Source organism: Streptomyces sp. NPDC034103, assembly GCF_055575395.1.
In genome coordinates this window covers 616034-639379 of record NZ_JBVISS010000001.1, presented here as the reverse complement: position 1 = coordinate 639379, position 23346 = coordinate 616034, and the positions used below count along the sequence as shown (strand labels likewise).

Annotated in this window: 17 protein-coding genes; 10 read left to right on the top strand and 7 right to left on the bottom strand. The window is 70.7% G+C overall.

Annotated features, from left to right (window positions below; all coding sequences use genetic code 11):
* The first annotated feature begins 165 nt into the window (after positions 1-165).
* From ACZ56U_RS02780 to ACZ56U_RS02765, 4 genes are all read left to right on the top strand, one after another.
* Positions 166-2499 carry an ABC transporter ATP-binding protein gene (locus tag ACZ56U_RS02780; protein WP_469082216.1) on the top strand — a complete coding sequence of 778 codons (2334 nt, stop codon included), beginning with the start codon at positions 166-168 and terminating at the stop codon, positions 2497-2499.
* Between the two features lie 162 nt (positions 2500-2661).
* Positions 2662-3549: a FadR/GntR family transcriptional regulator gene (locus ACZ56U_RS02775; RefSeq protein ID WP_469082215.1), complete on the top strand. Its 888-nt coding sequence runs from the start codon at positions 2662-2664 to the stop codon at positions 3547-3549.
* A 426-nt stretch (positions 3550-3975) separates the two neighbouring features.
* The gene (locus tag ACZ56U_RS02770) at positions 3976-5514 is read left to right on the top strand and encodes an RNA polymerase sigma factor (RefSeq protein ID WP_469082214.1); all 1539 of its coding nucleotides are present in this window, start codon (positions 3976-3978) and stop codon (positions 5512-5514) included.
* A 130-nt stretch (positions 5515-5644) separates the two neighbouring features.
* The gene (locus ACZ56U_RS02765; protein ID WP_469082213.1) at positions 5645-6607 is read left to right on the top strand and encodes a S1 family peptidase; all 963 of its coding nucleotides are present in this window, start codon (positions 5645-5647) and stop codon (positions 6605-6607) included.
* A 273-nt stretch (positions 6608-6880) separates the two neighbouring features.
* On the opposite strand, the gene ACZ56U_RS02760 is transcribed toward ACZ56U_RS02765, so the two are convergent.
* Positions 6881-7111 (bottom strand): DUF7455 domain-containing protein, encoded by a 231-nt coding sequence (locus ACZ56U_RS02760; RefSeq protein WP_391233696.1) that lies wholly within the window; start codon positions 7109-7111, stop codon positions 6881-6883.
* Positions 7112-7549: 438 nt separating this feature from the next.
* Between ACZ56U_RS02760 and ACZ56U_RS02755 the strand changes: the two genes are divergently transcribed.
* From ACZ56U_RS02755 to ACZ56U_RS02745, 3 genes are all read left to right on the top strand, one after another.
* Positions 7550-9670: a DNA gyrase/topoisomerase IV subunit B gene (locus ACZ56U_RS02755; protein WP_469082212.1), complete on the top strand. Its 2121-nt coding sequence runs from the start codon at positions 7550-7552 to the stop codon at positions 9668-9670.
* A gap of 208 nt (positions 9671-9878) precedes the next feature.
* Entirely contained in the window at positions 9879-10436 is a 558-nt protein-coding gene (locus ACZ56U_RS02750; RefSeq protein WP_469082211.1) for a DUF485 domain-containing protein, read from the top strand.
* Positions 10433-12025 (top strand): solute symporter family protein, encoded by a 1593-nt coding sequence (locus ACZ56U_RS02745; protein ID WP_469082210.1) that lies wholly within the window; start codon positions 10433-10435, stop codon positions 12023-12025. Before ACZ56U_RS02750 ends, ACZ56U_RS02745 begins: the two co-directional genes overlap by 4 nt.
* A 194-nt stretch (positions 12026-12219) precedes the next feature.
* Here ACZ56U_RS02745 and ACZ56U_RS02740 read toward each other — a convergent pair whose 3' ends face one another.
* From ACZ56U_RS02740 to ACZ56U_RS02725, 4 genes are all read right to left on the bottom strand, one after another.
* Positions 12220-12900, bottom strand: a complete 681-nt coding sequence (locus tag ACZ56U_RS02740) for a response regulator (RefSeq protein ID WP_469082209.1) — start codon at positions 12898-12900, stop codon at positions 12220-12222.
* Positions 12897-14609 (bottom strand): sensor histidine kinase, encoded by a 1713-nt coding sequence (locus ACZ56U_RS02735; RefSeq protein ID WP_469082208.1) that lies wholly within the window; start codon positions 14607-14609, stop codon positions 12897-12899. The genes ACZ56U_RS02740 and ACZ56U_RS02735 overlap by 4 nt, the downstream gene beginning before the upstream one ends.
* A gap of 134 nt (positions 14610-14743) precedes the next feature.
* Complete coding sequence (locus ACZ56U_RS02730) at positions 14744-15688, bottom strand: sucrase ferredoxin (RefSeq protein ID WP_469082207.1); 945 nt, start codon at positions 15686-15688, stop codon at positions 14744-14746.
* A 57-nt stretch (positions 15689-15745) separates the two neighbouring features.
* The gene (locus tag ACZ56U_RS02725) at positions 15746-16999 is read right to left on the bottom strand and encodes a citrate synthase (protein WP_469082206.1); all 1254 of its coding nucleotides are present in this window, start codon (positions 16997-16999) and stop codon (positions 15746-15748) included.
* Between the two features lie 98 nt (positions 17000-17097).
* Between ACZ56U_RS02725 and ACZ56U_RS02720 the strand changes: the two genes are divergently transcribed.
* On the top strand, positions 17098-18264 hold the full coding sequence (locus ACZ56U_RS02720; protein ID WP_469082205.1) for a citrate synthase/methylcitrate synthase: 1167 nt from the start codon (positions 17098-17100) through the stop codon (positions 18262-18264).
* A 278-nt stretch (positions 18265-18542) separates the two neighbouring features.
* Complete coding sequence (locus ACZ56U_RS02715) at positions 18543-18779, top strand: hypothetical protein (RefSeq protein ID WP_469082204.1); 237 nt, start codon at positions 18543-18545, stop codon at positions 18777-18779.
* A gap of 58 nt (positions 18780-18837) precedes the next feature.
* On the opposite strand, the gene ACZ56U_RS02710 is transcribed toward ACZ56U_RS02715, so the two are convergent.
* Complete coding sequence (locus ACZ56U_RS02710) at positions 18838-19344, bottom strand: DUF6082 family protein (RefSeq protein ID WP_469082203.1); 507 nt, start codon at positions 19342-19344, stop codon at positions 18838-18840.
* Between the two features lie 321 nt (positions 19345-19665).
* Between ACZ56U_RS02710 and ACZ56U_RS02705 the strand changes: the two genes are divergently transcribed.
* The gene (locus tag ACZ56U_RS02705; RefSeq protein WP_469082202.1) at positions 19666-20736 is read left to right on the top strand and encodes a CobW family GTP-binding protein; all 1071 of its coding nucleotides are present in this window, start codon (positions 19666-19668) and stop codon (positions 20734-20736) included.
* Here ACZ56U_RS02705 and ACZ56U_RS02700 read toward each other — a convergent pair.
* Positions 20733-23195, bottom strand: a complete 2463-nt coding sequence (locus tag ACZ56U_RS02700) for a DNA gyrase/topoisomerase IV subunit A (RefSeq protein WP_469082201.1) — start codon at positions 23193-23195, stop codon at positions 20733-20735. The two genes, ACZ56U_RS02705 and ACZ56U_RS02700, sit on opposite strands and share 4 nt — an antisense overlap.
* Positions 23196-23346 lie beyond the last annotated feature (151 nt).

Here is a 23346-nt window from a genome sequence, read left to right as displayed (position 1 = left end):
ACCTCCCTGCCGACCAGCCGAGATGTGACGTTCGGGCTATTCCTTGAGCAGGGGCGGAGTTCGGTGCGGGGTACCGGTCCCGGGAGTCGAATCGCTCACCGACCGCAGGGTGGGCCAGCCTTACAGTGACGGAAAAAACGGACATAGCGCGCTATCTTGCTGAGGGTGATCCAGGCCTTCGGACTGACCAGCAACCCTCGCAAGGATCTTCCACCCGCTGTCGACGACGTCTCCTTCGAGGCGCCCGCGGGTCGAGTCACCGCGCTGCTCGGCGCCCCGGGGGCGGGCAAGACGACGGCGCTCAGGCTCATGCTCGAACTGCAACAGGGGCGCGGGGTCACGTACTTCAGAGGCCGGCCCCTGCGTCGGATCGCCCACCCGTCGCGTGAGGTCGGCGTGCTGCTCGGTGACGTGCCGGGGCACCCCTCCCGCACGGTCCGCAACCATCTGCGGATGCTGTGCGCCGCGGCGGGCGTCCCGGTCCGCCGTGCCGACGAAGTGCTCGAGGTCGTCGGCCTGGTCAGCCTGCGCGAGGAACGCCTCGGCACCCTCGCGCGCGGCATGGACCGCCGTCTCGGGCTCGCCTGCGCCCTCCTCCCCGACCCGCACACCCTCGTACTCGACGAACCCGCCCACAGTCTCTCCGCCCGCGAGGGCCGCTGGCTGTACGGCATGTTGCGGACCCACGCGGCCCAGGGCGGCACGGTCCTGATCACCACGGCCGACCCCAAGGAGGCCGCTCGCACGGCAGACCGGGTCGTCACGCTGGAGGAGGGCCGACTCGTCGCCGATCAGGAGGCCGACGACTTCGCCCGCACCCGGCTGCGCCCCCGAGTCGCCGTCCGCACCCCCCATGCCGCCCGTCTCGCCACCCTGCTCGCCAGGGAGGCCCGCACGGCACAGCGCTCCGTCGAGGTCGTCCGGGAGGGCGGCAACCGGCTCTCCGTCTACGGCAGTACCTGCGCCGACGTCGGCGAGACAGCGTTCCGCCACGGCATCCTCGTACACCAACTCGCCGACGAGGTCGGGGACATGGGGCCGGGAGCGGGAGAGGCTCCGCGGGACACCTCCGAGGGCCCCCGGGCCCCGGCTCCACCTCCCGCACCGGTCCGGACGCCCGGGCCCGCTCGGCCCCCCGCCCCTTTCGAAGGACACCGACTCGATGGGATCCCGAGGGCCGACACCGAGGCCCGGAGTCCGGCCTCGGGCGTGACATCCGTAGAGAACGGAACCTCCGTAGGCGATGTAACACCGGTAAGCCCCGACGCCTCACCGAGGTTCTCGCTCGACGAGCCGTCCTCGCCCGCCCCGTACGGTCCCGCGGCCGCATCCGATCACGTGGCCGGGGGCGGTGCCGACCGCACCTCCTTGCCCCTCGCTCGCGACGGTCACCTCGACGCAGGTGGAGCCGAAGGAGCGCACGCGCCGCGTGCCCTGGGCGGCGGTGCTGACCCGACGGTCACCGGCGAGGCGCGTTCGTCTCTCGACCGGGGCAGCGAGCCCGCGGCACCCGCGCATCACTCCGCCAACACTGCGGACGCAGAGCGGCAACCCCGGCAACCATCCGCGGCCGACGGCGACGTAGACGCTCGGCAACCCTCCGCCCCGTCCGTGCCCCGCCCGGTCGAGGGCATCGCACCTCGGCGCGGCACGCGGTCTCGCCCTCCCGCCGGACTCACCACCCTCGACGTTCGTGCCGAACTGCCGCCCCCCATCTCGGTCCGTCCCGCCCCCAGTCCGCTCCGCCCGCTGCGGTACGAGGTGCGGCGTGCCACCGGGGTCGGGACCGGGTTCCTGACCGGGGCCGCCGTGCTCGTCGTGTCCGCCCTGGCCGCCGTACTGCTGGCCAGGGTCGGCCACACCCCACAGCACCGCCTGCTGGCCGCCTGGCCGCAGGAGCTGCCGCTGCCGCCCGCCGCGCTCGGCGCGGGCCTGCTCGGGGCGTTCGCCTTCGGCGACGAGTTCCGCCACCCCGCGCTGGCGGCGGACCGCGGCACCGTGCCCCGCCGACTGGGGCTGCTCGCGGCCAAACTCGTCGTCTCGGCGGCCACCGCGCTGCTGCTGGCCTTTCTCACGGTGGGTTGCGACGCCGAAGTGCTCTACCTGTTCTACGGACGGGAGCTCGCACAGGTTCCCGCGGACTGGCTGACCCTGGGCGCGAGTTGGATCAGCCTGGTGGTCGGGTGCGGCTGGGCCGGTGTGCTGGCCGCCGGGATCTTCCGGTCCACCGCGGCCGGGCTGGCGGCGGTGGTCGCGGTTCCCGTCGTCGTCGTACCTCTCGTACAAAAGGTCTTGGAGGGACCGGCTGTGCGGACGGCGGCCGGGTTTCCGCAGCGGCTGCGCGAGGTGTTCCTGATGCAGTGGCCCTTCGGCGGAGAGCGCTGGCTCGCCGCCGCCGCGCGCGTGATCGCTCAACCCGTGGGTGGCGCGCTGACGTTGTCGTTGGCGGCCCTGCTCTGCGCATATCTGCTCACGGGCCTGCGTAGCAGGGTCCGATGACGACCGTCCGCGCCCGTCCGGTCATGCTCTGCGCACAACTCCCCGTGGAAAGCCCATTTCTTTCCGATAAGGCGTCAATTGCGACGGGGTGAGCGATCACCCTTTCGTGTGCTTTTCACCAAAGACCTCAAGGCAGTTGGAGAGAGCGCCGACAAAAGATCCGTGAGTACCCTTGCGCACACCATGATGACCGCCGCCCGCTCCGCAGACTCCGGCCTCGCCGGCCCGGGCGGACTCGACCGCTACCCCTACGCGGAGGCGCCCGTCGCCGAGCGTGTCGGGGCCTCCGCGTGGGACGCCGCGGATCCCGAGCTGGGCCGTGTGGGCCGACGCGCCGCGGGCAGCCGTGGACGCGGACTGCACGGCCAACTCGTCCAGCAGCTGGGACAGATGATCGTCTCGGGCGACCTCGGTGCCGACCGCCCCCTGGTGCCCGAGGAGATCGGCCAGCGTTTCGAGGTCTCCCGCACCGTCGTCCGTGAGTCCCTCCGGGTCCTGGAGGCCAAGGGCCTGGTCAGCGCCCGGCCGAACGTCGGCACGCGCGTGCGCCCCGTCAGCGACTGGAACCTGCTCGACCCGGACATCATCGAGTGGCGTGCCTTCGGGCCGCAGCGCGACAACCAGCGCCGCGAGCTGAGCGAGCTGCGCTGGACGATCGAGCCGCTCGCCGCGCGTCTCGCCGCCGGGCACGGACGCGACGACGCCCAGCAGCGGCTCGCCGACATGGTCGAGATCATGGGGCACGCCCTGGGGCAGGGCGACGCGCTCACCTTCTCGCGCGCGGACGCCGAGTTCCACTCCCTGCTCATCCAGCTCGCGGGCAACCGCATGCTGGAGCACCTCTCGGGCATCGTGTCCTCGGCGCTCCAGGTGTCCGGCGGTCCGGTGACGGGTTGCGACCGGCCGAACGAGGCGTCGCTGGTGCAGCACGGCAGGATCGCCGACGCCCTCGCCGCCGGCGACGGCACGGCGGCCGAGGCGGCCATGCGCCAGCTGCTCACCGTCCACCCCGAGGTCGAGCGTGTGGTGCCGGCGCCGCGCGAGCACTGACCACACACCGCGGGCGGCACGGCCGGAGGATGCCTCCCCCTCCTGGGCATCGCTCGGCCGGCGAGCCGTCCCCCGTCGGACCCCGCAGGATCCTTCGGAATCCTGCGGGGTCCGACGGCGCGACAGGGCGGCTCCTCCAGCTCCTCCCTCGAAGCGCCCAATGCTGCCCACCTTTGCCCGTTTCTGACCGTTTTTGATCGCTTACGGGGTGTGACTCGGGCCACGCAGATTGGGCGTAACGCTTGTGGAAACAACGCGATGACCTAAGAGGTGACAGCCGCGGAGGGAATACGGACGCCATAGAAGGCGCTGTGCATCTTCCCGGCCCCCGCCCGCACCGTCGGCCCATCTCCACGGCCGGTGGTCGGTTCCTGTCCAGCCCGGACGGGGCCGGAAGCCGTTTTCCAACGTTCCGAGAGGTTGTTCGTGTCGGCCAGCACATCCCGTACGCTCCCGCCGGAGATCGCCGAGTCCGTCTCTGTCATGGCTCTCATTGAGCGGGGAAAGGCTGAGGGGCAGATCGCCGGCGATGACGTGCGTCGGGCCTTCGAAGCTGACCAGATTCCGGCCACTCAGTGGAAGAACGTACTGCGCAGCCTCAACCAGATCCTCGAGGAAGAGGGTGTGACGCTGATGGTCAGTGCCGCGGAGCCCAAGCGCACCCGAAAGAGCGTCGCAGCGAAGAGTCCGGCCAAGCGCACCGCCACCAAGACGGTCGCTGCGAAGACGGTGACCACTAAGAAGGCCACCGCCACCGCCACCCCCGCAGCGCCCGCCGCCGAGGCCGCCGTCGACGACGAGGCGCCGGTGAAGAAGGCCGCCGCCAAGAAGACGACGACGGCCAAGAAGGCGGTCGCGAAGAAGACGACGACGGCCAAGAAGACGGCCGCCAAGAAGACGACCGCCGGCAAGGACGACGCCGAGGTCATCGAGGACGAGGTCCTCGAGGAGATCAAGCCGGGCGAAGAGGAAGAGGAGGGCGGCGAGAGCAAGGGCTTCGTCCTCTCCGACGACGACGAGGACGACGCGCCGGCCCAGCAGGTCGCCGTCGCCGGCGCCACCGCCGACCCCGTCAAGGACTACCTCAAGCAGATCGGCAAGGTCCCGCTGCTCAACGCCGAGCAGGAGGTCGAGCTCGCCAAGCGCATCGAGGCCGGTCTGTTCGCCGAGGACAAGCTGTCCAACGCCGACAAGCTCGCGCCGAAGCTCAAGCGCGAACTGGAGATCATCGCCGAGGACGGCCGCCGCGCCAAGAACCACCTCCTGGAGGCCAACCTCCGTCTGGTGGTCTCCCTGGCCAAGCGCTACACCGGCCGCGGCATGCTCTTCCTGGACCTCATCCAGGAGGGCAACCTCGGTCTGATCCGCGCGGTCGAGAAGTTCGACTACACCAAGGGCTACAAGTTCTCCACGTACGCCACCTGGTGGATCCGTCAGGCGATCACCCGCGCGATGGCCGACCAGGCCCGCACCATCCGTATCCCGGTGCACATGGTCGAGGTCATCAACAAGCTCGCGCGCGTGCAGCGCCAGATGCTCCAGGACCTGGGCCGCGAGCCCACCCCGGAGGAGCTGGCCAAGGAACTCGACATGACCCCCGAGAAGGTCATCGAGGTCCAGAAGTACGGCCGCGAGCCCATCTCCCTGCACACCCCGCTCGGCGAAGACGGCGACAGCGAGTTCGGTGACCTCATCGAGGACTCCGAGGCGGTCGTCCCGGCCGACGCGGTCAGCTTCACGCTGCTCCAGGAGCAGCTGCACTCCGTCCTGGACACCCTGTCCGAGCGCGAGGCGGGCGTCGTCTCCATGCGTTTCGGTCTCACCGACGGTCAGCCGAAGACCCTCGACGAGATCGGCAAGGTGTACGGCGTGACGCGCGAGCGCATCCGTCAGATCGAGTCCAAGACCATGTCGAAGCTGCGCCACCCGTCGCGTTCGCAGGTGCTGCGCGACTACCTCGACTAGGTCGCGGCCATACGACGTCGAAGGCCCGGTCCCCGTACAGGGAACCGGGCCTTCGGGCTGAGCGGGTGCGGGCGGCGCCGCGGTGGATCACCCTGGGTGTCCCATGACCACCCCAGAGTGAGGAACGTGCATGCGTCGTCCCTTTGCCCGGCCGCTGACCGGGTCGCTGGTGCTCGCGGCCGTGGCGGGTGCCATACCGCTGGTGTCCGCCACCCCTGTATCCGCCGACAGCGTCGTCGTAGGCGGATTCCCCGTCGCCATCTCCGAGGGCCCGTGGACCGTGGCGCTGTCGAGTCGTGACCGGTTCGGGGGTACGCGCGCGGGGCAGTTCTGCGGCGGCGTGGCCGTCGGCCCGACCACCGTGCTCACCGCCGCCCACTGTCTGGGCGAGGACGTCCTCGGGGGGTCGCCGGACCAGGTGGACGACCTCAAGGTCATCGCGGGCCGAACGGACCTGCTCTCGAACGACGGTCGGGAGATCCCCGTACGCGGCACCAGGGTGAACGCCGGTTACGACGCGGACACCAACGCCGGGGACTTCGCGGTCGTCACCCTCGCCGAACCCCTGCCGCGTAGCTCCGCCATGACGATGGCGGCGGCCGGCGACACGGCGTACGAGCCCGGCACTCCCGCCACGGTGTACGGCTGGGGTGATGCCACGGGCGGCGGCGACTACGCGCACAGCCTGCGGGCGGCACACGTGCATGTGCTGTCCGACGCCCTGTGCGAGCGCGCCTACCCCGGCAGCGCCGACGGCACCTACCTCGCCGGCACGATGCTCTGCGCCGGGGAGGCGGCGGGCGGCGTGGACGCCTGCCAGGGGGACAGCGGGGGGCCGCTGGTCGCCCAGGGGAAGCTGGTCGGGCTCGTGTCCTGGGGGAGCGGCTGCGGCCGCGCGGGGAGCCCTGGGGTCTACACGCGCGTGTCGGACGTTCTGCGGACGCTCGGGTGGAACGGTGGGCAGGAGGCCGTGCGGGTCCCTGACGGGGCCAATGGGGGGCACGAGGCCGTGCGGGTCCCTGAGGGGGCCAACGGTGGGCGGGAGGCCGCGAGGGGTCCCGGCGGGGCCAACGGTGGGCGCGGGAGGCCGTAGGGGGCCCTGGCGGGGCCTGAGGGCGCTATGGAAGGCCCGTAGCGTCACCTACGGACGGCTCGTAGCGCCACGCACGGTCGGCCCGTAGCCGCGCTCACGACGGCCCGTAGTGGCGCTGACAGACGCCCGGTCCGTAGGGGGCGGCGCGGCCGATCCTCTCGGTCGCGGCGTGGTTGCCCCTCCACGTACGCCGCGAGCGGCCGCCCCTCTCTTCAGGGGCGGCCGCTCGCGTGCCGGCCTGTGCCGGCGCTGGCTCGTCGTGGATGCGAGGTGTCAGCGATCTTCTTCCGAGGCGGATGCGGGAGCGGTCGTCAGGCGCTCCGTCTCGTCCTGTATCTCAGCGGCGATCTTCTTGAGTTCCGGCTCGAACTTGCGACCATGGTGGGCGCAGAAGAGCAGTTCACCGCCACTGAGCAGGACGACGCGCAGGTATGCCTGGGCGCCGCAACGGTCGCAGCGATCGGCGGCCGTCAACGGGCTCGCAGGGGTCAGAACAGTAGTCACGTCGCCTCTTCTCTAGCTCGACGAGCTGTCGTACCAGGGTCAACATCCAACCAACCCCAAACGTTCCCGCTCAGGGCTTCTCCTCGAAAAAATCTTTCGAGGCCGGCCGTCTGCTGCCGGTGGCGGCGAATGTGCCGTATTGCGTGTCTAGGTGTCTTACGGATTCGCTCTTGCTGTCATTGTCCGTCCTCCCGGCTGGGTTGCCGGTTGTTCATGAGGACGTGCCCGGAGCCTAAATGGTTCATGCCCCGAAGGGAACGTGATATGTACTTCACTCCATCGAGGGATCGAACATGCATGCGACTCTGGACTATCGTGACTTCCGACGAGGGTGGCGTTACAACGGCTCTACCAGGCCTCGGTACCCTCTTGGCGGCGACCGAAGCCGCGCCCTTACCCATCAGGGCGACATCTGAAATTCAGCGAGGAGCGAACCGCGTGACCGCCGAGACGTCCGTGCCGTCCACAGCGCTGCTGGCAGGAGCAGACCGGGACGGTTCCAACTACACCGCGCGGCACCTGCTCGTCCTCGAGGGGCTCGAGGCCGTACGCAAGCGCCCCGGTATGTACATCGGCTCGACCGACAGTCGAGGCCTGATGCACTGCCTCTGGGAGATCATCGACAACTCCGTCGACGAGGCTCTCGGGGGCTATTGCGACCACATCGAGGTGATCCTCCACGACGACGGCTCGGTGGAGGTCCGGGACAACGGCCGAGGCATCCCGGTCGACGTCGAACCCAAGACCGGTCTGTCCGGCGTCGAGGTCGTCATGACCAAGCTGCACGCCGGCGGCAAGTTCGGGGGCGGCTCGTACGCGGCCTCCGGCGGCCTGCACGGCGTGGGCGCCTCCGTGGTGAACGCCCTCTCCGCGCGGCTGGACGTCGAGGTGGACCGCGCGGGGAACACCCACGCGATCAGCTTCCGGCGCGGCGTGCCCGGTGCCTTCGCCGGGGCGGGGCCCGACGCCAAGTTCGAGACGGGCGGCCTGCGCAAGACCAAGCGGATCCCGAAGACCCGCACCGGCACGCGCGTGCGGTACTGGGCCGACCGGCAGATCTTCCTGAAGGACGCCAAGCTCTCCCTGGAGAACCTTCACCAGCGCGCCCGGCAGACCGCCTTCCTGGTGCCGGGGCTGACCCTCGTCGTCCGCGACGAGTTCGGTCTCGGCGAGGGGGGCAGCAAGGGCGAGGAGTCCTTCCGCTTCGACGGCGGTATCAGCGAGTTCTGCGAGTACCTGGCGAGCGACAAGCCGGTCTGCGACGTCCTCCGCCTCTCCGGCCAGGGCACCTTCAAGGAGACGGTGCCGGTCCTGGACGAGCACGGGCAGATGACGCCCACCCAGGTCACCCGGGAACTCGACGTCGACGTCGCCCTGCGCTGGGGCACGGGCTACGACACGACCCTCAAGTCGTTCGTGAACATCATCGCCACGCCCAAGGGTGGCACCCATGTCGCCGGCTTCGAGACGGCCGTGGCCAGCACCATGAACGAGGTGCTGCGCGCCAAGAAGCTGCTTCGCGTCGCCGAGGACGACATCGTCAAGGACGACGCTTTGGAGGGCCTCACGGCGGTCGTGACCGTGCGTCTCGCCGAACCGCAGTTCGAGGGCCAGACCAAGGAAGTGCTCGGCACGTCGGCGGCCCGCCGCATCGTGAACACCGTGATCTCCAAGGAGCTCAAGGCGTTCCTGACGTCCACGAAGCGGGACGCGGCGGCCCAGGCCCGGGTCGTCATGGAGAAGGCGGTCGCCGCGGCACGCACGCGTATCGCGGCCCGTCAGCACAAGGACGCACAGCGCCGGAAGACGGCCCTGGAGTCCTCGTCGCTGCCGGCCAAGCTCGCCGACTGCCGCAGCGACGACGTCGACCGCAGCGAACTGTTCATCGTCGAGGGGGACTCCGCGCTCGGTACGGCCAAGCTGGCCCGGAACTCCGAGTTCCAGGCGCTGCTGCCGATCCGCGGCAAGATCCTCAACGTTCAGAAGTCGTCCGTGACCGACATGCTCAAGAACGCCGAGTGCGGCGCGATCATCCAGGTCATAGGAGCGGGGTCGGGGCGGACCTTCGACATCGACGCGGCCCGCTACGGCAAGATCATCATGATGACCGACGCCGATGTGGACGGCTCCCACATCCGCACGCTGCTGCTGACGCTGTTCCAGCGCTACATGCGACCGATGATCGAGGCGGGCCGGGTCTTCGCGGCGGTGCCGCCACTGCACCGGATCGAGCTCGTCCAGCCCAAGAAGGGCCAGGACAAGTACGTCTACACGTACTCGGACCGAGAGCTGCGCGACAAGCTCATGGAGTACCAGAGCAAGGGCATCCGGTACAAGGACTCCATCCAGCGCTACAAGGGCCTCGGCGAGATGGACGCCGACCAGCTGGCCGAGACGACCATGGACCCACGGCACCGCACGCTGCGCCGGGTGAACCTCTCCGACCTGGAGGCCGCCGAGCAGGTCTTCGACCTCCTCATGGGCAACGACGTGGCGCCGCGCAAGGAGTTCATCTCGAGCTCGGCGGCCACGTTGGACCGGTCGCGTATCGACGCGTAGCGCTGCGCTGGGCTTGGGCCGGGGGGCGGTTGGGAGCGCCGGTCAGGGGCTGGTGCGCCCAGCCTCGTCGCGCCTGACCGCCTGACGCGTCGATCGCCGGGGCGAGCCCATCGCCCCAGCGAGCCAGTCCCCGGGTTGAGTCACCTGATGGGGTGAAGCGGGAGGAGAAGAAGAGTCGGGGATCTTCCCGTTCTGTCCATCCTTGGGCATGCAGTCAAGCAACGGTCGTCCCCGCGCGGACGAGGGTGGTCCCGAAAGCGCGGCCGAGAACCACGACGGTCAGCCCCCGGCGTTCGCCGAGGCGTTCGGAGCGGTGAGGTACGACGACCCCTGGTACGACGCACTCGCCTCCGGCTGGGGCGAGTCGGGCGGCGCCGGGGCGCCCGTGCCACTGCCGGTCGCCCGGTCCGGGCGGGCCGAGCGGGAGGAGGCGGCCGCGGACGTGTACCTCCAGGTGCAGCGCAGTGCGGCCTTCCAGGAGGTGCGCTCCAGGTACCGCGGGTTCGTGGTGCCGGCGTGCTTCGCGTTCTTCGCCTGGTACGTGGGGTACGTCGTGGCCGCGACGACCGCGCCCGGGCTGATGGCGCGGCCGGTGGCGGGGGCGGTGAACGTGGCGATGATCGCCGGGCTCGGGCAGTTCCTCACCACCTTCCTGCTGACGTGGGCGTACGCGCGCCACGCCCGCCTGCGCAGGGACCGGGCGGCGTTGGAGCTGCGCTGGGACACCCAGGAACTGACCAGGGGCATTCAGGGCGGTGCTTCGTGACGAGCGATCACCAGACGCTGGCGCTGCTGCTGTTCAGCGCGTTCGTCGCGGTCACGTTGGCGATCACGACGTGGGTGAGCCGCAACCGGCACGGCTCGGCGGAGGAGTTCTACGTCGGGGGCCGGCTGTTCTCGCCGATGGAGAATGGTTTTGCCATCGCGGGCGACTACATGTCGGCGGCATCCTTCCTGGGCATCTCCGGACTCATCGCGCTCTTCGGGTACGACGGGATGCTGTACTCGGTGGGTTTCCTGGTGGCGTGGCTGGTGGTGCTGTTCCTCGTCGCCGAACTGGTGCGCAACTGCGGGCGGTTCACGCTGGCCGACGTGGTGGCGGCGCGGATGAGTGAGCGCCCGGTGCGGATCGCGGCGGGAACTTCCTCGGTCACGGTGTCCGTTCTGTATCTGGTGGCGCAGATGGTGGGGGCGGGGAGCCTGGTCGCCCTGCTGCTCGGCGGCACCAGCGAGGCGGCGCAGACCTGGACGGTCATCGGCGTCGGCGCGCTCATGGTGATCTACGTGTCGTTGGGAGGGATGCGGGCCACCACCTGGATTCAGATCGTGAAGGCGGTCCTGCTCCTCGGCGGCACGATCGCGCTGACCGTGCTCGTCCTGGTGCGCTTCCACGGCAACGTCGACCAACTGCTGCTCACCGCGGCCGAACGCAGTGGCCACGGCGAGAAGTTCCTGGCGCCCGGGCTCAAGTACGGCGGGGACTGGACCGCGCGCTTCGACTTCATGAGCCTGGGGCTCGCGCTGGTCCTGGGGACGGCGGGGCTGCCGCACATCCTGTCGCGCTTCTACACCGTGCCCACCGCGCGGGCCGCTCGCCGTTCCGTCGTCTGGTCGATCGGGCTCATCGGCGGCTTCTATCTGATGACCATCGTCCTGGGCTTCGGGGCGGCGGCGATCGTCGGTCCGGACGCCGTGCGGGGATCCAACGCGGCCGGCAACACCGCCGTGCCGCTGCTGGCCCTCGATCTGGGCGGAGGGGCGAACTCCACGGGTGGAACGGTTCTGTTCGCCATCGTCGCCGCGATCGCCTTCGCCACGATCCTCGCGGTGGTCGCCGGCATCACGCTCGCCTCCTCCGCCTCCGTGGCCCACGACCTGTACGCCTCGCTGCGACGGCGGGACACGAAACCCCGCGGTGAGGTCGCCGTGGCGCGTGTCGCCGCCGTCGGGATCGGCGTGGTGGCGATCGGTCTCGGCCTGCTGGCCCGCGATCTCAACGTCGCCTTCCTGGTGGGCCTGGCGTTCGCGGTCGCCGCGTCCGCCAATCTGCCGGTGCTGCTGTACTCGTTGTTCTGGCGCGGCTTCACCACCCGAGGAGCGGTGTGGGCGGTGTACGGGGGGCTGATCCCGGCCGTGGTGCTGGTGCTGCTGTCGCCTGTGGTGTCCGGCAGTCCGGCGTCGCTGTTCCCGGGCGTCGACTTCCAGTACTTCCCGCTCCAGAACCCCGGTCTGGTCTCGATCCCGCTGGGCTTCGTCGCCGGCTGGCTCGGGACGGTCACCTCGGCGGAGGTGGCGGACGAGGCCAAGCACGCGGAGACCGAGGTGCGTTCCCTGACGGGCGCCGGGGCCGCTTAGGGGCGGCCGGCCACACCTGGCCTTGCCGCGTAGGAGCGGGTGGTCGCGCTTCGCCCCCTCCGCCGCGGGCCCGCGCCATCGCCGTGGTCGCACCGCACTGCCGTACGACCGCCGGGCCGGTCGAGAAGCGGGTGGGCCAGCATCCGTATCAGGGGAGAGCACGGTTCCTTCCCTCGCCCCCACGGGCCGTGCCCTCAGGCGCGGGTCGCCCAGATGTATCGGTGCTCCGGGCGGCCCGCGTCGCCGTACTTGAGGGTGAGGCGGGCCCGCCCGGTGCGCTCCAGGAGCTTGAGATAGCGCTGGGCGGTCTGGCGGCTCACTCCCGTGCGCTCGGCGATCTCCTGGGCCGACAGGGGGCCTTCGGCGTTCAGCAGGGACTGGCGTACGAGTTCCGCGGTCGTGGGGGAGTGGCCTTTGGGCAGGTCGGGCTCGGAGGGGGCGGACAGGGCGCTGAAGATGCGGTCCACCTCCGCCTGTTCGGCCTCGCCGCCGCCGTCGAGGGTGCGGCGCAGCTCGGCGTACGCCTCCAGCTTGGCGCGCAGACCCGCGAAGGCGAACGGCTTGACCAGGTACTGGAGCGCGCCCTGTCGCATGGCCGCCTGCACGGTCGTGATGTCACGGGCCGCCGTCACCATGATCACGTCCGTCTGGTGGCCGCGGCGGCGCATCTCCTGGACGACCGACAGACCCGTCTCGTCGGGCAGGTAGTGGTCCATGAGGACCAGGTCGAGCCGGGGCAGCAGTTCGACCTGGCGCAGCGCCTCCGCCGCGCTGTGCGCCTCGCCCGCCACATGGAAGCCCGGCACCTTCTCGACGTAGGCGGCGTTGACCCGTGCCACCCGCGTGTCGTCGTCCACGACCAGGACCTCGATCATCGCGACTCCTCCTCGACGGCGTTCCCGGCGGCGGCTGTGGTGGTGGTTCCGTTGGCGTGCCCGGCGGTGGGCGGGGCGGTGAGCGCGGGCTCCAGGTCGGGGCCCGCCAGGGCCTCGGGCAGGACGACGATGAACTCCGCGCCCCCGCCGTCCGCCTCGGTCACGGTCGCGCTGCCGCCCTGGCGCTCGGCCAGCCTGCGCACCAGGGACAGCCCGATGCCCCGCTTGCCGTGCGTCGGCGGCTTCTTCGTGGACCAGCCCTCGGTGAAGACCAGGTCACGGTGTTCCGCGGGGATGCCAGGCCCGGTGTCACGCACCCTGAGGACGGCGGTACGGCCCTCGGCGCGCAACTCGACCTCCACGCGCGCGTGCGGTGTGCCCGCGACGGCGTCCAGGGCGTTGTCCACCAGGTTGCCGACCACCGTGACCACGGCGCGGGGATCGATCAACCGGTCCGGGAGCCAGGTCCGGTCCGAGATCCACAGCGCGACCGCGCGCTCCGCGGCGACGGTCGCCTTGCCGACCAGCAGGGCCGCGAGCAGGGGGTCCTCGATCTTCTCGGTGACCTGCTCCGAGGTGGCGCGATGGTCGCCGACGACCTCTCCGACGAAGTCCACGGCCTCGTCGTACATCTCCAGTTCGAGCAGCCCCAGGAGCGTGTGCATGCGATTGGCGTGCTCGTGGTCCTGGGCGCGCAGGGCGTCGATCAGACCGCGCGTGGAGTCCAGCTCCCGGCCGAGCTGCTCCAGCTCGGTGCGGTCGCGCAGGGTGGCCACGGCGCCGCCGTCGTCGGTGGGCATGCGGTTGGCGATCAGGACCCGCTGGCCGCGGACGGTGAGCAGGTCGGTGCCGGTCACCCGGCCGGCCAGGACGTCGGCCGTACGGCCCTCGCCGAGCGCCGCCTCCAGGGAGCGGCCGACGACCTCGTCGCCGATCCCCAGCAGGCGCTGCGCCTCGTCGTTCAGGAGGCGGATGCGGCCCGCGCGGTCGAGCGCGACGACGCCCTCCCGGATGCCGTGCAGCATCGCCTCGCGCTCCGCGAGCAGCGCCGAGATGTCGGAGAAGGCCAGGTCGCGGGTCTGCCGCTGGACCCGCCGGGAGATGAGCCAGGCGGCGAGCGCGCCGACGGCCAGGGCGCCGCCCGCGTAGGCGAGCAGCCCCGGTATCGCGTGGATCAGCCGGGCCCGGACACTGTCGTAGGCGATGCCGACCGAGACCGCGCCGATGATGTCGCCGTCACTGCCGCGCAACGGCACCTTGCCGCGGGCGGAGCGCCCCAGGGTGCCGTCGTCGATCTCCATGACCTCCTGGCCGCCGAGCGCCCGCGTGGGGTCGGTGGAGACGATCCCGCCGATCTGCTCGGGGTCGGTGTGTGACCAGCGCACGCCGCGCGTGTTCATGACCACGATGTACTCGGCCTGGGTGGCCTTCCGGATGCGCTCGGCCTCCACCTGCACCGGCCCGTCGACCGACGGCGCGGTGCTCTGCAGGTCCTTCGCGATCTGCGGCTGCTCGGCGGTCGTCTGCGCGATCGCGAGGGCCCGGCGCATCGCCTGGTCGTCCAGCTGGTCGCTCAGCGGCGCGAGGAAGAGCCCCGTCGCGAGCACCGTGACGCCCGCGGCGATCGCGAGCTGCATCAACAGCAGCTGCGAGAACATCCGCCGCGGCAGACCGAGGCGGAGGCGCCGTGCGGGGGGAGTGGGGCTCATACCCATGACGGTACGCGGAGGGGTGTGAACAGCCGTAGGGGTGTGGCATGGATCTCTTGATCAACACATGCGGTGCGTACGGCGCCGCGTGATGAGGCCGGACGACGTCCATGCCGCGGAGGCGTGCGTCCAGGTCAGCTCGCGAGCGCTGCCGCGGGTGCCAGCTCCCGTACCGCCACGACGTCCATCCGCGCGGGCGAGCCCAGCACCGACGTCCCGCAGCTCTCCGCGCGCGGCGGCAGGGAGGCGCTCTGGGCCACGGCAACCCGCCAGTGGCGCCCGTCGACGTGCGCGACGGTCACCTCCCAGCGCGGGGCCGTGCCGTCCGTGCGTACGACGCTCAGCGCGTCCGCCGCGTACTCGCCCGCCGCCGTGCGCACCGCCAGCTCCGCCGCTTGGCCGGGCCGCTCCCACGCCGAGCTGCCGCGGCAGCCCTCCACGACGATCCGCCCGTTCTGGACGCTGTGCAGGATCTGCTTGACCGCGTGGGCACTGACCCGGCCATAGGCGTAGCCGTACGGCAGGACGAGCAGCGTCGGTGAGAAGCGATGTCCACCCAGATGGGTGACCTCCCAGACGCCCTCGGCCCCGGAGGCGGCGAGCTCGGCCGCCAGGGGGCGCCCGAGGATGGCGCAGCAGCGGTCGCGCTTGCCGTTGGTGCAGACGAGAGCGAGCGGAGCGCCGGTGTACGGGCGTCCGTCGAGCGCGCTGCCGAAGCTGCGGTGGTCGCCCGCGCCGAGCGCGGCGAAGTCGAGATCGAGCAGTCGCCGCGGATCGCGGACCTCGGCACTGTGCAGCCACACGCCGCCGGGAGCGGTGTGGGACACGTAGACGCGGCGCACCGCCGAGGTGCCGCAGTCCGCGTGCCGCCCCGGCCGGCGGATGAGCGCGACGCGTACGCCCGTGCCCTTGGCCGCCCGTTCCAGGGCGCGGCCCAGCGCGGGGTCCAGATGGCTGGAGGTGAGCGCATGCGCGCCCCACGGACCGGACTGTTCGAGGAGCAGCCAGGTCTTCGCGGTCGCCGCGGTCCCGGAAACGGGCTCGTCGAGGTCGCGGGAGACGGATGTACACGTACTCACAGAGGTGAGCCTAACCTGACTTGGCTCCGCGCGACTCCCGACCGTGCTTGTGTCCCGCTACGGCAGCGCTTGAGGCGGTTTGGCGCCCACGTAGAGACCACTGGGCCGCATGCGCAGGGGCCGTTCCCCGTACTCCTCCAGGGTGTGGGCGATCCAGCCCGCCGTCCGGGCGACCGCGAAGATCGTCTCGCCGGCGGTCGCGGGCATCCCGGTGGACACGGTGAAGACGGCCAGGGCGAGGTCGACGTTGGCGTGCAGCGGGGTGTGGCGGGCGGTGGTGGCCACCACGTCACGGGCCGCGGCCAGGGCGGGCTCGGCGTGCGGGATCCCCTCCAGGAGGGCGAACAGCGCACGCGCGCGTGGGTCCTCGCCCGGGTAGAGCCGGTGGCCGAGTCCGGGGATACGGCGTCCGGCCCGCAGTTCGTCGGCGATCACCGGGGCCGCGTCGCCCTGGTCGAGGACGTCCAGCAGTAGCCGGTGGGCCAGTCCGCTGGCGGCGCCGTGCAACGGGCCCTCCAGGACGCCGAGCCCGGCGGAGACGGCCGCGTAGGCGTGCGCGCGGGCCGAGGCGGCGACCCGCACCGCGAGGGTGGAGGCGGCCAGGTCGTGGTCGACGAGCAGCCCCAGGGCGGTGTCCAGGACGCGCAGGGACGCCTCGTCGGGCCGGCGCGCGCTGAGCCGGGCCCACAGCCGCTCGGCCAGTGAGCCCTCGTCACGGTGGCCCATGCGCACCGGCGGCAGGGCGGCGACGAGGGTGGGGATCAGGATGCGCGCGGTGCCGAGCACGGCGTCCTCGGACAGGTCGAAGCGCAGCGGGTCCGCAGTCGCGGCGGCGATGGCGGCGACCCGCAACCGGTCGGTGGGCGAGGTGTGTTCGGGCAGTGCGTTCACGGTCCGGCGGGCGACGGAGACGGAGGTGTCGGGAGCCGTGAACGTCGTGCCGGGGCGCATGTGCCCGGTCCACAGCCACTCGGCGATCTCCTCGTAGGAGTGGCGTGCGGCCAGTTCGGTCGCGTCGACGCCCCGGAAGTAGTACCGGTCCGTGTCGATGAGCGTGATGCGGGTCCGCACGGACAGTTCACCGCCGGACCCCTGACTCCCGCCGCTCTCCCGCCTGTTGCGCCGGGCGAGCGCCTGGACCTCCTTGGCGTCGAACGTGCTGCCGCGGCCGCCGGGGACGCGCCGGCTGCCGAGCTGACCGCGGCTCACGTACGCGTAGACGGTCTCGGGCTTCACACCGAGCAGTTCGGCCGCCTCCTTGGTGGTCAGCCGTCGTCCCTCGAGATCGGGGGCGGGTTCGTGATCGCGCATGAGGTCACCGTATCCGCGTTGAGTAAGCATTGATTCAATCAATATTGACAGAGCAATTAGTCAACATGGACAGTGAAATCAAGTCCAGGGAGGAAAACATGTCCGTCAACAGGACCGCAGGCACCCTCGTCGACGTACCGCGAGGGCTCGCGGGTGTCGTCGTCACCGACACCGAGATCGGTGACGTGCGGGGGTCCGAGGGCTTCTATCACTACCGCCAGTACTCGGCCGTCGAACTCGCGCAGACCCGTGCGTTCGAGGACGTCTGGCATCTCCTGGTCCACGGCCAGCTGCCGGACGCCGAACGCGGAGCCGTCTTCGCCGCCGAGACCGCCGGGCTGCGCCGCCTGCCCGACGAGGTACGGGCGGCACTGCCCGCCCTCGCGGCCGCGAGCGCGGCCTCCGGTCCGCTCGCCGGGATGCGCACCGCGCTGTCGCTGCTGGGCGCGGCCAAGGGCTTCCGGCCGGTGTACGACATCGACGGGGACGAACGCCGCCGGGACGCGATCGCGGCGACCGCGGCCGTACCGACGCTGCTCGCCGCGCTGTACCGGCTCGGGCGCGGACTGGAACCCGTGGAGCCGCGCGAGGACCTGTCCTACGCGGCCAACTACCTCTACATGGTGACGGGTTCGGAGCCCGACCCCCTGCGGGCCCGGGCGATCGAGCAATACTTGATCTCAACCATTGATCACGGCTTCAATGCATCAACCTTCACGGCGCGGGTCATCGCCTCGACGGGCGCGGACGTCGGGGCGTGTCTCGTGGGGGCCGTGGGGGCGCTGTCGGGGCCGCTGCACGGCGGTGCGCCGAGCCGTGCCCTGGACACCCTGGACGCGATCGGCACGCCCGACCGCATCGACGCCTGGATCCGTGAACGGGTCCTCGCGGGGGAGCGGATCATGGGCTTCGGCCACGCGATCTACCGCACGGAGGACCCGCGCTCCCGGATGCTGCGCGAGGTCGCGGAGCGGTTCGGCGGCCCGCGCGTCGCCTTCGCCGTCGAGGTCGAACGCCATGTCGAGGCGATCCTCGCCGAGCTGAAGCCCGGCCGCGAACTCCACACCAACGTCGAGTTCTACGCCGGCGTCGTCATGGAGCTGTGCGGCCTGCCCCGCGAGATGTTCACCCCCACCTTCGCGGCGGGGCGGGTGGTGGGCTGGAGCGCCAACATCCTGGAACAGGCACAGGATCCGAAGATCATCAGGCCGGTGGCGCGGTATGTGGGGCCGGGGGCGCCGGTGGCGGTTCCTGGGAACAGGTAATCGGTATGTGAAACTCCTTTCGGGTAGGGGCCTTTCGGGGTGGGATCGCGTCCGGACCGTTGTGGAAACTTCACCCGCTTGCAGAGGCTTAACGCGCGTAGAACGTCCATCCGACTCTGTATTTTGGCCTGGCCCTCTCCGGGCGCTCCGGCGACCACCCCTGCGCGGAGAGCGCACTCTGACGCACCACAACCACTGCGGCTGATCAGAGGGCACGTCTGTCCCTCTGGCCTCAGAGGGAGCACCCACCCCTCTGAGTCACAAGGCGGTACACCTCCGTGAAGATCGTGCGTCGTGTCGGGGCCTCTCCTCGAGAGCGTGGCAGTACCACAGGGCAGACCTGCCCCGACATCTTCGAGCTCAGCAACGGTGACTTCGCCGTCATCGGGCGCGAGGCGACCGCGGAAATGGATCCTGAGCTGCCGTCGGACGCGGCGCGGGCGGACGACGAGCGGATCGTCGTCATCACCCGTGAGACGCTCGTCCGCGCCAAGCACGACATCCCCGACGCCTGAAGCGTCCAGAGCGGCGCTCGTCCTTCGGGGCCCGGTCCGGAAGACCTGGGCCCCGACGTCATGCCGGTTCCTCGGGTGGTTCGCCCACGACCCACCACTCATCGGTGTCGGCATCGGACATGTCCTGGATCAGGTCGTCCATCATGCGGCCAAGGGCGTACTCCTCGGACGCTTCCGGCAGGCTCTTGCGGTGGTGACGGGTCGCCTCCCAGTACTCGCGGAACACCTTGTTCTGGCACATCACCCGCAGATGCCCGTACAGCTCCGCCCGTGACAAGGCGCCGATCCGGTAGAAGTGCAGGTTGTTGACGTAGAGCGCGTTGGCGAAGAGGAACTGCCGTTGTTTGTCGATAGGGATCTCGGACTCGTACGTGTTCAGCACCTCGGCCAGGGCTGGATCGGCCATGGCTTTGCAGAGCAGGTCGAAAGACAGTCGATGCTGTTCGGCCAGAGCGGCCCGCTTGCGGCGTCGCGAACCAGGCATGCCGACGGAATCGACGGCCCCGGTGAACCGCGACTTCGCGGCCGACACCATCCTCCGTATGCCTGCACTCTGTGTGGCCATGTCAACCCCCGGTTCAGGCGGCCGTCCGCCGGTCGTCGGGGTGCGGGTCGACTGATGGGGACCGGCGAGCGGTGGGCGGCGCTTGCCGTCTCCCAGGGTGCCGAGCGGCTCTGATCGGCGGGGGAGGCGGAGAGGAGGCGCACGGAGGGAAGCGGGGTCGCACGTACCGGCGCCTTGCCCAACGTCTGCCCCGCAAGTGCTGCTAACAATCGTTCACTTCGCGGTGATTCTTCCGGCTCGTATCCTGGTCCGGCATTCAATCCTCATACGTGCGCCGCCCCCACGATCCGGTGCACGCGTCGGTGTCAGAGAGGTCGCACGTTGAGCCAGTCGAGCCCCAGCCCCCGGCAGATCCCGGTCGTCGTCCTCGCCGGATTCCTGGGCTCCGGCAAGACCACCCTGCTCAACCACCTCCTCCACCACAGCGGAGGCAGCCGTATCGGGGCGATCGTCAACGACTTCGGGGCGATCGAGATCGACGCCATGGCCGTCGCGGGCGCCCTCGGCGACTCCACCGTCTCCCTCGGCAACGGCTGCCTGTGCTGCGCCGTCGACGCCGGCGAGCTCGACACCTACCTCGAACGGCTCGCCGCCCCCGCCGTCGGCATCGACGTCATCGTCATCGAGGCCAGCGGGCTCGCCGAACCCGAGGAACTCGTGCGCATGCTCCTCGCCAGTGAGCATCCGGGGATCGTCTACGGCGGGCTGGTCGAGGTCGTCGACGCCGCCGAGTTCGACGACACCCGCGCCAGGCACCCCGAGATCGACCGGCATGTCGCCGTCGCCGACCTCGTCGTGGTCAACAAGCTCGACCGGGCGGCCGACGGCGAGCGCGTCCTCGACGCCGTGCGGTCCCTCGTCGACCGTGCCGCCGTGGTGCCCGCCACCCACGGCCGCATCGACCCCGAGTTCCTCTTCGACTGCCGGCCCAGCGAGGAGCGGATCGGGCAGCTCTCCTTCGACGACGCGCACGAGCACGGGGAGGAGGCGCACGAGGGGCACCTGCACGCCGGGTACGAGAGCCTCTCCTTCGTCTCCGAGGCCCCCCTCGACCCGCGCCGGCTGATGGCGTTCCTCGACAGCCGGCCCGAGGGGCTGTACCGGATCAAGGGGTACGTCGACTTCGGGCCCCACGACACCCGCAACCGGTTCGCCGTCCACGCCGTCGGGCGGTTCCTGCGGTTCTACCCGGAGGCCTGGCCCGCCGGCGCCGAGCGCCTCACCCAGCTCGTCCTCATCGGCTCCGGCATCGACGCGTCCGCCCTCGGCGACGAACTGGAGGCGTGCAAGAGCGACGCCCCACACACCGCCGACGAGCACGGAATGTGGGGCGTCCTGCGCTATGTACAGGGCACGGAGGACGAGATCCCCGAGCCTGCCGACGAGGCCTAGACCGGCCCCGCCACCACCGACACCGGCTTGGCCAGCGACACACCCGACCCGTCCCGCCGCGGGTCCATCTCAGGAAGCTCCGCCGGCATGCCGTTCTTCTGCGCGGCACGGGCCGGCGCGGCGCCCGCCCAGGCCAGGGACAGGCAGTCCTCGCCCTTCAGGAACCGCTGGCAGCGCACGCCGCCCGTGGCGCGGCCCTTGCGGGGGTACTGGTCGAACGGGGTCAGCTTGGCCGTCGTCTGGACGGAGTCGTCCAGGGTGCCGCGCGATCCGGCGACCGTGAACACCACCGCGTCCACCGCCGGGTCCACCGCCGTGAAGGAGATGACCTTCGCGCCGTCCGTGAGCTTGATGCCCGTCATGCCACCCGCGGGCCGGCCCTGCGGACGGACCTGCGAGGCCTGGTAGCGCAGCAGTTGCGCGTCGTCCGTGATGAAGACCAGGTCCTCCTCACCGGTGCGCAGCTCGACCGCGCCGACGATCCGGTCGCCCTCCTTGAGGGTGATGACCTCCAACTCCCCCTTGTTGGACGGATAGTCGGGCACCACACGCTTGACGACACCCTGTTCCGTGCCGAGCGCCAGACCCGGCGAGGACTCGTCGAGAGTGGTCAGGCAGACCAGCGTCTCGCCGTCCTCCAGGGAGACGAACTCCGACAGGGGCGCGCCCCCGGCGAGGTTCGGCGCCGCCACCGTGTCCGGCAGCTGCGGCAGGTCGATGACGCTGATCCGCAGCAGCCGGCCGGCGGAGGTCACCGCCCCGACCTCGCCGCGCGCGGTCGCCGGGACCGCGGAGACGATCACGTCGTGCTTGACCCGCTTGCCGTCGGCGGCGTCCTCGGGGAACGGCTCGCCGTTCGCCGTACGGGCCAGCAGCCCCGTCGAGGACAGCAGCACCCGGCACGGGTCGTCCGCCACCTGCAGCGGAACGGCGGCCGTGGGGGCGACCGCTCCCGCCTCCAGCAGGACCGTACGCCGGTCGGTGCCGAACTTCTTGGACACTGCGGCCAGTTCGGTGGAGACCAGCTTGCGCAGCTCGCTGTCCGACTCCAGGATCCGGGTCAGCTCCTCGATCTCCGTGTTGAGCCGGTCCTTCTCCGCCTCCAGCTCGATGCGGTCGAACTTGGTCAGCCGGCGCAGCGGCGTGTCCAGGATGTACTGCGTCTGGATCTCGCTCAGCGAGAAGCGCTCGATCAGGCGCTGCTTGGCCTGCGCGGAGTTGTCGCTGGAGCGGATCAGGCGGATGACCTCGTCGATGTCGACGAGAGCTGTGAGCAGGCCCTCCACCAGGTGGAGGCGGTCGCGGCGCTTGGTGCGGCGGAACTCGCTGCGCCGGCGTACCACCTCGAAGCGGTGGTCGAGGTAGACCTCGAGGAGTTCCTTGAGGCCCAGCGTCAGCGGCTGGCCGTCCACCAGCGCGACGTTGTTGATGCCGAAGGACTCCTCCATCGGCGTCAGCTTGTACAGCTGCTCCAGGACCGCCTCCGGCACGAAGCCGTTCTTGATCTCGATGACCAGACGCAGGCCGTGCGCCCGGTCGGTGAGGTCCTTGACGTCGGCGATGCCCTGGATCTTCTTCGAGCCGACCAGGTCCTTGATCTTGGCGATGACCTTCTCCGGGCCGACCGCGAAGGGCAGCTCGGTGATGACCAGACCCTTGCGGCGCGCCGTGACGTCCTCCACCGACACAGTGGCGCGGATCTTGAAGGTGCCGCGGCCCGTCTCGTACGCGTCCCGGATGCCGGCCAGGCCGACGATCCGGCCACCGGTGGGCAGGTCGGGGCCCGGGACGTACTTCATCAGCGTCTCGAGATCCGCGTTGGGGTGGCGGATCAGATGGCGGGCGGCGGCGATGACCTCGGAGAGGTTGTGCGGCGGCATGTTCGTGGCCATGCCGACCGCGATGCCGGACGCGCCGTTGACCAGCAGGTTCGGGAAGGCGGCGGGCAGGGCCACCGGCTCCTGCTCCTGACCGTCGTAGTTGGGGGCGAAGTCGACCGTGTCCTCGTCGATCGACTCGGTCATCAGGCTCGTCGCCTCGGCCTGCCGGCACTCGGTGTACCGCATGGCGGCCGGCGGGTCGTCGTTGCCGAGCGAGCCGAAGTTGCCGTGGCCGTCGACCAGGGGGACCCGCATGGAGAACGGCTGGGCCATGCGCACCAGGGCGTCGTAGATCGACGCGTCGCCGTGCGGGTGCAGCTTGCCCATGACCTCGCCGACGACGCGGGCGCACTTCACATAGCCGCGATCGGGGCGCAGACCCATCTCGTTCATCTGGTAGACGATGCGGCGGTGCACCGGCTTCAGACCGTCACGGGCGTCCGGCAGGGCGCGGGAGTAGATGACCGAGTACGCGTACTCGAGGAAGGAGCCCTGCATCTCGTCGACGACGTCGATGTCGAGGATCTTCTCCTCGTACGAGTCGTCGGGCGGCGGGGTCTTCGTGCTACGGCGGGCCATCGCTGCCGGCTCCTCTTTTCTGGTCGCTCGCCTTCGGGTCGCGCCCCTTCGGCTCACTCTTGCTGAAGCGTGAACGGGATCTGACGCGGACCATTGTGGACCGCGGCACTGACAACGCGGACGACGACCCGACGTCAGCCGTCCCGCCGGG

Coding starts and splice junctions, on each gene's coding strand:
- ACZ56U_RS02720 (WP_469082205.1), top strand. CDS start 17,098: ATGTCCGTCAACAGGACCGCAGGCACCCTCGTCGACGTACCGCGAGGG.
- ACZ56U_RS02735 (WP_469082208.1), bottom strand. CDS start 14,609: ATGAGCCCCACTCCCCCCGCACGGCGCCTCCGCCTCGGTCTGCCGCGG.
- ACZ56U_RS02740 (WP_469082209.1), bottom strand. CDS start 12,900: ATGATCGAGGTCCTGGTCGTGGACGACGACACGCGGGTGGCACGGGTC.
- ACZ56U_RS02725 (WP_469082206.1), bottom strand. CDS start 16,999: ATGCGCGATCACGAACCCGCCCCCGATCTCGAGGGACGACGGCTGACC.
- ACZ56U_RS02710 (WP_469082203.1), bottom strand. CDS start 19,344: ATGGCCACACAGAGTGCAGGCATACGGAGGATGGTGTCGGCCGCGAAG.
- ACZ56U_RS02750 (WP_469082211.1), top strand. CDS start 9,879: ATGCAGTCAAGCAACGGTCGTCCCCGCGCGGACGAGGGTGGTCCCGAA.
- ACZ56U_RS02700 (WP_469082201.1), bottom strand. CDS start 23,195: ATGGCCCGCCGTAGCACGAAGACCCCGCCGCCCGACGACTCGTACGAG.
- ACZ56U_RS02765 (WP_469082213.1), top strand. CDS start 5,645: ATGCGTCGTCCCTTTGCCCGGCCGCTGACCGGGTCGCTGGTGCTCGCG.